The sequence below is a fragment of the Bordetella hinzii LMG 13501 genome (assembly GCF_001548475.1).
Taxonomy (GTDB): domain Bacteria; phylum Pseudomonadota; class Gammaproteobacteria; order Burkholderiales; family Burkholderiaceae_B; genus Bordetella; species Bordetella hinzii.
The window spans coordinates 43208-55320 of the sequence record NZ_LRUJ01000034.1 but is presented as its reverse complement, the minus strand read 5'-3'; the positions used below and the strand labels follow the sequence as shown (position 1 = coordinate 55320).

Sequence of the window (12113 nt, the reverse complement as noted above, 5' to 3'; positions counted from 1 at the left end):
CCGGGGCCACCGGGGCGGCAGCCGCCTCGGCCTTGGGCGCGGGCGCGGCGGCCGCCGCGGGCGCGCCGCCCTCGACCACCAGGATCACGTCGCCCTTGTTGATGCGGTCGCCCACCTTGACCTTGACGGCCTTGACCACGCCGCCGGTGCTGGCGGGAATTTCCATCGAGGCCTTGTCGGACTCGACAGTGATGAGGCTTTGCTCGGCCTTGACCGTGTCGCCCACGGCCACGAGCACTTCGATGACTTCGACATCCTTGAAGTCGCCGATGTCGGGCACGGTGACATCCACCGGGCCGCTGGCGGCAGCCGGCGCCGGGGCCTCGGCCTTGGGCGCCTCGGCCTTGGTCTCGGGCGCCTTGGTCTCGGGCGCCGGGGCCGCGGGCGCCTTGGCCGCGGGCGCTTCGGCCGCCGCCGCCTCGACTTCCAGGATCACGCTGCCTTCGGCGACTTTGTCGCCGACCTTGACCTTGACCGACTTGACCACCCCGCCCTGAGAGGCGGGGATCTCCATCGAGGCCTTGTCGGACTCCACCGTGATCAGGCTTTGCTCGGCCTTGATGGTATCGCCCGGGGCCACCAGCACCTCGATGACTTCCACCTCCTTGAAGTCGCCGATGTCGGGAACCTTGATTTCCACGATATTGCTCATCTCTGTCTACCCTCAGGCGTATTGCGGGTTGGCTTTGTTCGGGTTGATGCCGTACTTCTTGATCGCCTCGGTGACCTTGGCGGCCGGCACCTTGCCTTCGTCGGCCAGCGCCTTGAGCGCGGCCACGACCACGAAATGACGGTCGATCTCGAAGTGCTCGCGCAGCTTGCTGCGGAAGTCCGAGCGGCCGAAACCGTCCGTGCCCAGCACCTTGTATTCGCGGCCCTTGGGCATGAAGGGGCGGATCTGGTCGGCGAACAGCTTCATGTAGTCGGTCGAGGCGATGATGGGGCCCTCGGTCGAGGACAGCTGCTCGGTCACATAGGCCAGCTGGGCCGGCGCTTCCGGGTTCAGCATGTTGAAGCGTTCGGCGTCCAGGCCATTGCGGCGCAGTTCGGTGAAGCTGGTCACGCTCCAGACGTCGGAGGCCACGCCCCAGTCGGCTTCGAGCAGGTCCTGGGCCGCCATCACTTCGCGCAGGATGGTGCCCGAGCCCATCAGCTGCACCCGGGCGCGCGCCTTGGCCGAGCCCTTGGACTGCAGCTTGTACATGCCCTTGATGATGCCCTCTTCGTCGCCCGCCTTCAGGCCCGGCTGGGCGTAGTTCTCGTTCATCACCGTCAGGTAGTAGTACACATTCTCCTGGTCTTCGACCATGCGCTTGAGGCCGTGCTGGATGATCACGGCCAGCTCGTGCGCGAAGGTGGGGTCATAGGAGACGCAATTCGGGATGGTCGAGGCCAGGATGTGGCTGTGGCCGTCCTCGTGCTGCAGACCTTCGCCGTTGAGCGTGGTGCGCCCGGCCGTGCCGCCCAGCAGGAAGCCGCGCGCCTGCATGTCGCCGGCCGCCCAGGCCAGGTCGCCCACGCGCTGGAAGCCGAACATCGAGTAATAGATGTAGAACGGCACCATGATGCGGTTGTTGGTGGAGTACGACGTGGCCGCCGCGATCCACGAGCTCATGGCGCCCGCTTCGTTGATGCCTTCCTGCAGGAGCTGGCCGTCGGCCGCTTCCTTGTAGTACATGACCTGGTCCTTGTCGACCGGCACGTACTTCTGGCCTTCGGGCGCATAGATGCCGATCTGGCGGAACAGGCCTTCCATGCCGAAGGTGCGCGATTCGTCGGCCAGGATGGGCACCACGCGCGGGCCGATCTGCTTGTCGCGCAGGATCTGGTTGAGCACGCGCACAAAGGCCTGGGTGGTCGAGATCTCGCGGCCTTCGGCGGTGGGCTCCAGCACGGCCTTGAAGGCATCGAGCGCCGGCACGGCCAGCTGCTCGTCGGCCTTCTGGCGGCGCTTGGGCAGATAGCCGCCCAGGGCCTTGCGGCGCTCGTGCAGGTATTTCATTTCCGGCGAATCTTCGGCCGGCTTGAAGTACGGCAGCTTCTCGAGCTGGTCGTCGGGGATGGGGATGCCGAAGCGGTCGCGGAATTCGCGGATGGAGTCCAGCTCCAGCTTTTTCTGCTGGTGGGTCGGGTTCTTGGCCTGGCCCACATGGCCCATGCCATAGCCCTTGATGGTCTTGGCGAGGATGACGGTGGGCTGGCCCTCGTGCCGCGAGGCCGCGTCGAAGGCGGCGTAGACCTTGTGCGGATCATGGCCGCCGCGGTTCAGGCGCCAGATATCCTCGTCGCTCATGCGGGCCACGGCTTCGAGCAGCTTGGGGTGCTTGCCGAAGAAATGCTCGCGCACGAACTTGCCGTCATTGGCCTTGTACGCCTGGTACTCGCCGTCGACGGTCTCTTCCATGATCTTGCGCAGGATGCCTTCCTTGTCGTGCGCCAGCAGCGGATCCCAGTAGCCGCCCCAGATCAGCTTGATCACGTTCCAGCCCGAACCGCGGAAGTCGCCTTCCAGCTCCTGGATGATCTTGCCGTTGCCGCGCACCGGACCGTCCAGGCGCTGCAGGTTGCAGTTGATCACGAAGATCAGATTGTCGAGTTTTTCGCGGGCGGCCAGGGCGATGGCGCCCAGCGACTCCGGCTCGTCCATCTCGCCGTCGCCACAGAACACCCAGACCTTGCGCTTGCTCGTATCGGCGATGCCGCGGGCATGCAGATACTTCAGGAAGCGGGCTTGGTAGATGGCCATCAGGGGCCCCAGGCCCATGGACACGGTCGGAAACTGCCAGAAATCCGGCATCAGCTTGGGATGCGGATAGGAAGACAGGCCCTTGCCGTCGACTTCCTGGCGGAAATGATCCAGCTGCTCTTCGGTCAGGCGGCCCTCGAGATAGGCGCGGCCGTACATGCCGGGCGAGGTATGGCCCTGGAAATACACCAGGTCGCCGCCGTGGTCGTCGCTCTCGGCGTGCCAGAAGTGGTTCTGGCCGCAGCCGATCATGGTGGCCAGCGAGGCGAAGGAGGCGATGTGGCCGCCCAGGTCGCCGCCATCGGGCGGGTTATGCTTGTTGGCCTTGACCACCATCGCCATGGCGTTCCAGCGCACATAGGAGCGAATGCGCGATTCCAGCTCCAGATTGCCCGGATGCGCGGGCTCCAGGCCCGGCGGGATGGTGTTCACATAGGCCGTGTTCGGCGAAAACGGGATGTGGGCGCCCGACCGGCGGGCCTCATCGATCAGACGCTCCAGCAGATAGTGCGCGCGCTGCGGACCTTCGCGATCGAGGACGGCGGCCAGGGCTTCCAGCCATTCCTGGGTTTCTTGGGTGTCTTCGTCGTTGGCAGCCAGGAGGCTGCCGGCCAGAGCGGGAGAGGACATCGTGTGTCTCCTGATGGGGTTTCTTGGACCACACCCCGTATATGGGTAAGCGGGGTACAGAAGTTTATGCGCGCCGACGCCCTCGGACCGAATCGGGGACGCCAACCATCGAAGCGCGCATTCTAAGTAGCTAGGTTAGCCCGGAGCAAGAAAAATTTCATGTTGCGGTACGGCATTTCATAATACGGAATTCTGACAATTTTCTGAAACGCCTCCCCGCAATAGGATGGCACACCCTCCTTTGCGCCATAAAGACAGCATGGCGCGCCATCGCGGCGTGCAGATCAAGCCCGCGGCGCCCGGCCGCTCCGGCCGGCTTGCCGCGACGCCGGCCATGCGGCGGCGCAGCCAGGACCGCCGCCAGAGCAGAAGGCGGCCAGAAACCGGCCCGGCCCGGCCTAATATTGCGCACTGCAACATCGAAATATCGGCTCCCTTGCCCGCGCCGCGGCGCCCGGTGCGCCCAAGTCCCGTATCCCACGACCCACCCGGACCTCATTACCCCGTAAAATACGCAGCCTAACGGCCGCATGCCCATGTCCAGTCCCGCCAAGTCCAATATCCCGAATTCATTCCATGATCACGCCCGCTCGCGCCGGCGCGGTCTGTATTGGGTAACGCCCGCGCTGGTGCTCGTCCTCTATATATGTGTGATGGGCATGTTCTTCTGGCTGCAGCGCATCCACGACGACAGCGTCATGTTCGTGACCATCGACCAGGAGTTGCGCCAGCAGCGCCTGATCTGGGTGGTGCTGGCGCTGTCCATCGTCATCATCATCAGCCTGTTGATGCTGTGGCGCTACACGCGCTTCCGCTCCACGGCCGAAGCCGCCCTGATCGCGGAAACCGGTTTCCGCCGCGCGATGGAAAACTCCATGTCCACGGGCATGCGCGTGCTCGACATGGAAGGCCGGATCGCCTATGTCAACCCGGCCTTCTGCCGCATGATCGGCTGGAACGAAGCCGACCTCATCGGGCGCAGCCCGCCCTTCCCCTATTGGGTGCCGGGCCGCCATGAGCAGCACCAGCACACGCTCGATGTGCTGATGTCGGGCAAGACGCCGTCCAGCGGCCTGGAGGTCGAGGCCCAGCGCCGCGACGGCTCGCGCTTTACCGCGCGCATGTATGTCTCGCCGCTGCTGGACCCCAACGGCAACCAGATCGGCTGGATGACCTCCATGACCGACATCACCGAGCCCAAGCGCATCCGCGAGGCCCTGACCGCCGCCCATGAGCGCTTCATGACGGTGCTCGAGGGCCTGGACGACGCCATCTCGGTCACCGCCGACACGCACGACGGCCTGGAGCTGCTGTTCGCCAACCGCACCTACCGGCGCGTCTTCGGCGCCCAGACCGGCGGCCACGACGAATTGCTGGCCGGCCGGCGCGGCCGCTTCACCGATGAGTCGGTGGAAGTCTTCGCGCCCTCGGTGCAGCGCTGGTTCGAGGTGCACCACCGCATGCTGGCCTGGACCGACGGCCGGCGGGTGCGCATGCAGGTGGCCCGCGACATCACCGAGCGCCGCACCCACGAAGAAGCCTCGCGCGTGCAGCAAGAGAAAATCCAGCTCACCAGCCGCCTGACCACCATGGGCGAGATGGCGTCCTCGCTGGCCCACGAACTCAACCAGCCGCTGACCGCCATTGCCAACTACAGCATGGGCGCGGTGGCCCTGGTCAAGGCCGGCCACACCAGCCCGAACATGCTGCTGCCCGCGCTTGAAAAAGCCGCGGCCCAGGCCGAGCGGGCCGGCAAGATCATCAGCCGCATCCGCGAGTTCGTCAAACGCAGCGAGCCGCGCCGCCAGCGCGTGCCCATCGGCCGCATCGTCGACAACGCCATCGGCTTTGCCGAGATCGACGCGCGCAAGCGGCGCATCCGCATCGACAGCTTCGTGCCTTCGACCGCGCCCGACGTGCTGGCCGACCCCATCCTCATCGAGCAGGTGCTGCTCAACCTGCTGAAAAACGGCCTGGAGGCCATGGAAGGCAGCGACTCCGATGAGCTCAAGGTGGCCGTCATTCCGCACGACAACCAGATCGAAGTGGCCGTGGTCGACCGCGGCCATGGCATCGCCGAGCCCGAGCGGCTCTTCGAACCCTTCTTCAGCACCAAGTCCCAGGGCCTGGGCATGGGGCTGAATATCTGCCGTACCATTATCGAATCGCACCACGGCCGTCTGTGGGCCGATCCGAACCCCGCTGGCGGGACCATCTTCCGCTTTACCTTGCCCTGTGCGGCGCCCGAGGCGCCCGCCCAGAATGACCAGTCCGAGGAGTTGCACGCATGAACACCCCCCACCTGTCGAGCACGGTATACATAGTCGATGACGACGAGGCTGTCCGCGATTCCCTGCGTTGGCTGCTGGAGGCCAACGGCTACCGGGTGCGCGCTTTCGCCAGCGCGGAATCCTTCCTGGACGAATACGACGCCGCCCAGGTCGGCGTGCTCATCGCCGACGTGCGCATGCCCGGCATGAGTGGCCTGGAGCTGCAGGAGCAGCTGATCGCCCGCAACGCCCCCCTGCCCATTGTCTTCATCACCGGCCACGGCGACGTGCCCATGGCCGTGTCCACCATGAAGAAAGGCGCGATCGACTTCCTCGAAAAGCCCTTCAACGAATCGGACCTGCGCGAAATCGTCGCGCGCATGCTGGAGCAGGCCGCGCAGCGCATCTCCAAGCACCAGGCCCAGAAAGACCACGAAGCCATGCTGGCGCGACTGACCGCGCGCGAGCAGCAGGTGCTCGAGCGCATCGTCGCCGGCCGCTTGAACAAGCAGATCGCCGACGACCTGGGCATCAGCATCAAGACCGTCGAGGCGCACCGCGCCAACATCATGGAAAAACTTGAAGTGACCACCGTAGCCGACCTCATGAAAGTCGCCTTGGCCAAACCCGAGGCCCACGCATGACCGCAAGAATCATTGATGGCGCCGCGCTCTCGCAGCGTATCCGCGAGGAGGTCGCCCAGCGCGTGGCGGCCTTGGCCGCCAAGGGCGTGCGCCCCGGCCTGGCCGTCGTCCTGGTGGGCGAGGACCCGGCCTCCCAGGTGTATGTGCGCAACAAAGTGGCGGCCTGCGAAAAAGCCGGCCTGCATTCGGTCAAGGAGCAATATCCGGCCGACCTGAGCGAGGCCGAGCTGCTGGCCCGCATCGATGCCCTGAACCGCGACCCCTCCATCCACGGCATCCTGGTGCAGCTGCCCCTGCCCGCCCACCTGGACTCGCACAAGGTCATCGAAGCCATCGCCCCCGGCAAGGACGTCGACGGCTTCCATATCAGCAATGCCGGCCTGCTCATGACGGGCCAGCCGCTGTTCCGTCCTTGCACGCCCTACGGCATCATGAAGATGCTCGAAGCCGAAGGCGTGGCCCTGCGCGGCGCCGAGGCCGTGGTCGTGGGCGCCAGCAACATCGTCGGCAAGCCCATGGCCATGCTGCTGCTGGCCGCCGGCGCGACCGTCACGCTGTGCAACTCCAAGACGCGCGACCTGGGCGCGCAGACGCGCCGCGCCGACGTGCTGGTGGTGGCCACCGGCCGCCCGCGCATGGTCACGGGCGACATGATCAAGCCCGGCGCCGTCGTCATCGACGTCGGCATCAACCGCGGCGCCGACGGCAAGCTCTGCGGTGACGTGGATTTCGCCAGCGCGCGCGAAGTCGCCGGCGCCATCACGCCCGTGCCCGGCGGCGTGGGCCCCATGACCATCGCCATGCTGCTGGTCAATACCGTCGAGGCGGCCGAGCGCACCCTGGCCGGCTGACCGCCCGGCAAGCGGCTGGCCTGCCGGCCGCTTGCATTCCCGGGCATACTCCCCATATATCAAGCATCCGCCCATGCCTTGCGCATTGGCCGGTCTTTGTTACGCCTTTTTATCGGACGCCCATGACTCAGAACCCGCTGCTCGCCCCCGTGGCTGACCTGGTTGACTACGCCGCTGTCAAACCCGAACACATCGTCCCGGCCATCGATGAGCTGCTGGTCCTGGCGCGCCAGGCTGTCGAGGCGGCGGCCGATCCGGCCCGCCCCGCCACCTGGGAAGCCGTGGTCGAGCCCCTGGACACCCAGTCCGAGCGCCTGTGGCGCGCCTGGTCCGTGGCGGGCCACCTGAACGCGGTGGTCAACACCCCCGAGCTGCGCGAGGCCTACAACACCGCCCTGCCCAAGGTCACCGAGTTCTCCACCTGGGTCGGCCTGCACGAGGGCCTGTACCGCCAGTACCAGCGCCTGTCCCAGGCCAGCGACTTTGCGCAATGGCCCGCCGTGCGCCGCCGCGTCGTCGAGCTCGCCCTGCGCGACTTCCGCCTGAGCGGCGTGGAGCTCCAGGGCCAGGCCCGCGCGCGCTATGCCGAGATCTCCGACCGCGAGGCGCAGGCCTCGCAGAAATTCTCCGAAAACGTGCTGGACGCCATCGACGCCTGGACACTGCACCTGCCCGACGCCAGCCGCCTGGAAGGCGTGCCGGCCGACGTGGTGGCCGCCGCGGCCGATGCCGCGCGCGAACAGGGCCGCGAAGGCTATCTGCTCACGCTCAAGATGCCCTGCTACCTGCCGGTCATGCAGTATGCGCGCGACCGCTCGCTGCGCGAGACCCTGTATCGCGCCTATGGCACCGTGGCCTCCGAGCAGGGCGACAGCCGCTATGACAACTCCGGGCTGATCGAAGAGCTGCTGGCGCTGCGCGCCGAAGAAGCCGCCCTGTTGCGCTTTGCCAGCTTCGCCGACCTGCGCCTGCAGACCCGCATGGCCAGCACGGCGGCCGAAGTCACCGGTTTCCTGCGCGACCTGGCCGCCCGCGCCAAGCCCCACGCCCAGCGCGACCTGGCCGAACTGCGCGCCTTCGCCCAGGCCGAAATGGGGCTGGCCGACCTGCAGCCCTGGGATGTGCCCTTCGTCTCGGAGCGGCTGCGCGAGACCCGCTACGCCTATTCCGAAGACGAGATCAAGCAGTATTTCACCGAGCCGCGCGTGCTGGCGGGCCTGTTCGAGGTCATCGAGACCCTGTTCGACGTGCGGCTGCGCGAGGCCGAGGTCTCGGCCTGGCATCCCGATGTGCGCGGCGTGCGGGTGGAGTCGCCGGCGGGCCAGACCTTGGGACATCTCTACCTGGACCTCTATGCCCGCGCCGGCAAGCAAAGCGGCGCCTGGGTCGATAGCGAACGCAACCGCCGCCGCGTGGCCGGCCGGGTGCAGACGCCAGTCGCCTACCTGACCTGCAATTTCTCGCGCCCCAACGGCGGCAAGGCGGCGCTGCTCACGCATGACGACGTCATTACCCTCTTCCATGAGACCGGCCACGCCCTGCACGCCTTGCTGTCTGAGGTCGACGAACCGGGCGCCTCGGCCTTCGCCAGCGTCGAGTGGGACGCCATCGAACTGCCGTCGCAATTCATGGAGAACTTCTGCTGGGAATGGGCCGTGGTGCAAAAGCTCTCCGCCCATGTCGACAGCGGCGAACCCCTGCCGCGCGCCCTCTTTGACCGCCTGCTGGCGGCCCGCAACTTCCAGAGCGGCATGCAAGCCGTGCGGCAGATCGAGTTCGCGCTGTTCGACATGCTGATGCACGACCGCGCCAGCGGCATGCCCATCGCCGAGGTGATGAGCCTGCTGGAGACCGTGCGCGCCGAGGTGGCGGTGCTGTTCCCGCCGCAATGGCATCGCTTCCCGCATGCCTTCTCGCACCTCTTTGCCGGCGGTTACGGCGCCGGCTACTACAGCTACAAGTGGGCCGAGGTGCTGTCGGCCGACGCCTACGAGGCGTTCGAAGAGGCGGCCCAGGCGGGCAGCACCCTGGACCCGGCCACCGGCCTGCGTTTCCGGCGCGAAATCCTGGCCGTGGGCGGCGCCCGCCCGGCGGCCGAATCCTTTGCGGCCTTCCGCGGCCGCCCGCCGCGCATCGACGCCTTGCTGCGCCACAGCGGCATGCTTGAATCCGCCTGACCGGGCCTCAAGGCCCCGGCCGCCTGGCTGACACCACCAGCCAGCGGCCGTGCAGGGACTGCGCCGATCCCGCCTGGCGCCAGTAGGCCGCATGCCGGGGGTCGCGGCGCTGCTGGCGGCGGCAATATAGCCGCGACGGCAGCGCCAGCACATGCTCGATCCAACGCTTGGGCTTGGGCTCATTGACCTCGTGCAGCCGGATGTCCTCATAGCCGCTATGCGTCATCAGCAAGTGCAGCAGCGGAAAGCTCCAGGTGAAGTAAGTGATGTAATCCTCGCCCCGCCTGCGGCCCACCATGGGCCGGAAGCCCGAATGAAAGCCCCTGAGCAGAAACTGCAGCCGTGAGCGCTGATACCAGGTGTTGGGCGTGGTGACGATCAGCCGGCCTCCCGGCCGCAGGGCCCGGAAAAAGCTCTCGAAAGCCTGGCCCGGATTGGTCAGCAGATGGATGGCCTCGCAGCACACCACGGCATCGTAGCGGCGCGGCAGCGACAGCGGCCGGTCCAGATCGTGCTCGCGCACCTCGCGATAGCCCGCCTGCGGCTGCGGAAACTCCCACAAGCCCACGCCGTCGAGCAGCAAGCCGGCCGAGGACCGGCCCAGCCAGCCGGTGCCGCAGGGCGCATCCAGGACTTCGCGCGCGCCATCGCGCGCCAGGAGTTCGAGAACAACGGGGTGGTACGGGGTCACGCAGCCTGCCTTGCCGGGCCCCAAAGCGGGGCGACTACTGACAACAAACTGAAAATTCTAGCCAAGCCATGCGCAATGTAGATGACAATGGCCAATCCCGGATCGAATGACCCGGCCTGCAAGGCCCCTGCGCATGACGGTAGAATCATGCCAACCCAACGACCCCCTATTGCGGCGCCCGCCGCTTCTGCCCTATGCTGCGCAAGCTTTTCCCTGGCCGCGCCTGGCGCGCGCTCATGCTGGTGTTCTGCCTGGCCCTGGCCGCCTGCGGCGATCGTTCCGTGGACTGGACGCTCTACGACGTGAAGGGGCATCTGCCGGACCTGAAGTTCAGCCTGCCGGCCGCTGGCGGCAAGACCCTGAGCAGCGACGACCTCAAGGGCAAGACAGTGCTGCTTTTCTTCGGTTATGCCAGCTGTCCGGACGTCTGCCCCACCACCATGGCCCAGCTCACGGCAGTCCTGCAGCAGTTGGGCGAACAGGCCCGCAACGTGCGCATCCTGTTCGTCAGCGTCGATCCCCATCGCGACACGCCAGACATCCTGCAAGCCTATGTCAACGCCTTCAACAAGCAGGCCATCGGCGTGACGGGCAGCGAGAAACAGATCGCCGACCTGGCGCGGCGCTACCGCGTGGCCTACCAGATCGAGAAGCCCAAGCCCGGCGACTCGGCCGACGTCTATGACGTCACCCACAGCCGCGGCGTCTATATTTTCGATAAGCAGGGCCGCGCCCGGCTGCTGGCCTCCGATACCGACAGCGTGGCGGCCATCGCCAAGGACTTGAAGCAGCTGCTGGAGATCACCGAGGGCTGAGACGGCGGGCCATGCCCGCGGCGGGATACACGAGTTGTTACACCCCGCGGCCGTCCCTCGTGAGTATGATGGCTGCGACCATCCCCCTAGGAAGGAGAGCGCGCATGAGCATCATCATCATGATTATCGTCGGCTTCGTCGTGGGTCTCATCGCCCGGGCCCTGATGCCGGGAGACCAGAGCATGGGCATCATCATGACCACCATACTCGGTATCGTCGGCTCGGTCGTGGCGGGCTATCTCGGACAGTCGCTGGGCTGGTATGCGCCCGGTGAGCCGGCGGGCTGGATAGGCTCGGTCGTCGGCGCGATCATCGTGCTGTTCGTCGTGGGGCTCATCGCCCGCAAACGCGCCTGAACCCGCGGGGCGCCGGCACGGCGCCCCGCCTGGCGTCAGAAGCGGTAGCGCGCGCCGAGATAGACTTCGTGCACGCGCAGTTTGCCGCGCAGATGGCCGTTCTCGCCGTCTACCGGACCGCCTGCGAGATCGCCCGTGCGGACATTGCCGGCCTGCACATAGCGGTAGCCCAGATCCAGGCTGATGGCATCGTTCAGGGCATAGCTGGCGCCGGCGCCGATATTCCAGGCAAAGCGCGTCTGCCGGCGGCTGGCCAGGTCGGCGCGATGGTCGTCAGGCTGCGTCGTCACATGGCCGTCGGCCTTGACGAAGGCCATGCCCAGGCCGAGATTGCCATACAGGCTGAAGCGATCGGTCAGCTCGACATCCCGATAGAGATTCAACATCAGGCGCTGCGAACGCATCAGGTGCACCCCCACGCCCACATCGCCTTCGGACAACGTGGCCTTGCGCTCGAAGCGCATCCGGCTGGGCAGGACATATTCGACCTCCGCCCGCCAGCCGGGATAGAGGTGATAGCCCACCCCCACGGCGCCCAGCCACCGCGTGACATGCGAAGAATCGCCCAGGTCTACGCTGCCGGCCGAGGTCTCGTATCCCTGCATGTCATTCAGGCGGTTGATGGCCGCCCCGGCGCGGACGGTGCCGTAAAACCCGCTGTCCTGGGCCTGCGCCGCCCCCGCCGCGGCCAGGCCGACCGCCATTCCCACCACAATCTTCTTCATGTGCTGCATATACCAATGCCTCTTAGAGCGCTGAAAAAAACGCCCCGGCGACCGGGGCGAACCCGGGCATACTCTAAGAGCGGGGCCGGCGGACCCATACGTGGATGCGACCTATTTTTGGCCGATTGTTGCAGGCCATAAACACGCGCAGATCAATTGGACTGATAAACAAAAACAGGCCGGACAAGCACGCAAAAAAGTGCTTATC

The 12113-nt window shown here is 66.5% G+C and carries 10 protein-coding genes; 6 read left to right on the top strand and 4 right to left on the bottom strand.

What is annotated here, in order from left to right:
* Together AXA74_RS18805 and aceE are read right to left on the bottom strand one after the other, a co-directional pair.
* A partial coding sequence (locus AXA74_RS18805) for a biotin/lipoyl-containing protein (protein ID WP_155680892.1) occupies positions 1-652 on the bottom strand: 652 nt, incomplete at its 3' end.
* A gap of 12 nt (positions 653-664) precedes the next feature.
* Positions 665-3376, bottom strand: coding sequence for a pyruvate dehydrogenase (acetyl-transferring), homodimeric type (aceE, locus tag AXA74_RS18800; RefSeq protein WP_029579486.1), 2712 nt, complete (start codon positions 3374-3376; stop codon positions 665-667).
* Positions 3377-3912: 536 nt separating this feature from the next.
* Here aceE and AXA74_RS18795 point away from each other — a divergent pair.
* The 4 genes from AXA74_RS18795 (at position 3913) to AXA74_RS18780 (ending at position 9318) form a co-directional block, all read left to right on the top strand.
* Positions 3913-5667 (top strand): PAS domain-containing sensor histidine kinase, encoded by a 1755-nt coding sequence (locus AXA74_RS18795; protein ID WP_029579487.1) that lies wholly within the window; start codon positions 3913-3915, stop codon positions 5665-5667.
* Positions 5664-6290 (top strand): response regulator transcription factor, encoded by a 627-nt coding sequence (locus tag AXA74_RS18790; RefSeq protein ID WP_029579488.1) that lies wholly within the window; start codon positions 5664-5666, stop codon positions 6288-6290. Before AXA74_RS18795 ends, AXA74_RS18790 begins: the two co-directional genes overlap by 4 nt.
* Complete coding sequence (gene folD, locus AXA74_RS18785; RefSeq protein WP_032979606.1) at positions 6287-7141, top strand: bifunctional methylenetetrahydrofolate dehydrogenase/methenyltetrahydrofolate cyclohydrolase FolD; 855 nt, start codon at positions 6287-6289, stop codon at positions 7139-7141. The genes AXA74_RS18790 and folD overlap by 4 nt, the downstream gene beginning before the upstream one ends.
* Before the next feature lie 122 nt (positions 7142-7263).
* Positions 7264-9318 (top strand): M3 family metallopeptidase, encoded by a 2055-nt coding sequence (locus tag AXA74_RS18780; RefSeq protein ID WP_032955788.1) that lies wholly within the window; start codon positions 7264-7266, stop codon positions 9316-9318.
* Between the two features lie 7 nt (positions 9319-9325).
* Here the strand turns inward: AXA74_RS18780 and AXA74_RS18775 are convergent, their stop codons facing one another.
* The gene (locus tag AXA74_RS18775; RefSeq protein ID WP_185844190.1) at positions 9326-10009 is read right to left on the bottom strand and encodes a class I SAM-dependent methyltransferase; all 684 of its coding nucleotides are present in this window, start codon (positions 10007-10009) and stop codon (positions 9326-9328) included.
* Positions 10010-10203: 194 nt separating this feature from the next.
* Here AXA74_RS18775 and AXA74_RS18770 point away from each other — a divergent pair, with 194 nt between their 5' ends.
* Complete coding sequence (locus tag AXA74_RS18770; protein WP_032955789.1) at positions 10204-10824, top strand: SCO family protein; 621 nt, start codon at positions 10204-10206, stop codon at positions 10822-10824.
* A gap of 104 nt (positions 10825-10928) precedes the next feature.
* On the top strand, positions 10929-11180 hold the full coding sequence (locus AXA74_RS18765) for a GlsB/YeaQ/YmgE family stress response membrane protein (protein ID WP_029579493.1): 252 nt from the start codon (positions 10929-10931) through the stop codon (positions 11178-11180).
* Positions 11181-11215: 35 nt separating this feature from the next.
* Here the strand turns inward: AXA74_RS18765 and AXA74_RS18760 are convergent, their stop codons facing one another.
* Entirely contained in the window at positions 11216-11905 is a 690-nt protein-coding gene (locus AXA74_RS18760) for an outer membrane protein (RefSeq protein WP_157993224.1), read from the bottom strand.
* Positions 11906-12113: the final 208 nt, after the last annotated feature.

What these genes read in the sequence shown, in the direction of transcription:
- AXA74_RS18790 (WP_029579488.1), top strand. Translation starts at nt 5,664, where the DNA reads ATGAACACCCCCCACCTGTCGAGCACGGTATACATAGTCGATGACGAC.
- AXA74_RS18795 (WP_029579487.1), top strand. Translation starts at nt 3,913, where the DNA reads ATGTCCAGTCCCGCCAAGTCCAATATCCCGAATTCATTCCATGATCAC.
- folD (WP_032979606.1), top strand. Translation starts at nt 6,287, where the DNA reads ATGACCGCAAGAATCATTGATGGCGCCGCGCTCTCGCAGCGTATCCGC.
- AXA74_RS18765 (WP_029579493.1), top strand. Translation starts at nt 10,929, where the DNA reads ATGAGCATCATCATCATGATTATCGTCGGCTTCGTCGTGGGTCTCATC.
- AXA74_RS18780 (WP_032955788.1), top strand. Translation starts at nt 7,264, where the DNA reads ATGACTCAGAACCCGCTGCTCGCCCCCGTGGCTGACCTGGTTGACTAC.
- aceE (WP_029579486.1), bottom strand. Translation starts at nt 3,376, where the DNA reads ATGTCCTCTCCCGCTCTGGCCGGCAGCCTCCTGGCTGCCAACGACGAA.
- AXA74_RS18760 (WP_157993224.1), bottom strand. Translation starts at nt 11,905, where the DNA reads ATGAAGAAGATTGTGGTGGGAATGGCGGTCGGCCTGGCCGCGGCGGGG.
- AXA74_RS18770 (WP_032955789.1), top strand. Translation starts at nt 10,204, where the DNA reads ATGCTGCGCAAGCTTTTCCCTGGCCGCGCCTGGCGCGCGCTCATGCTG.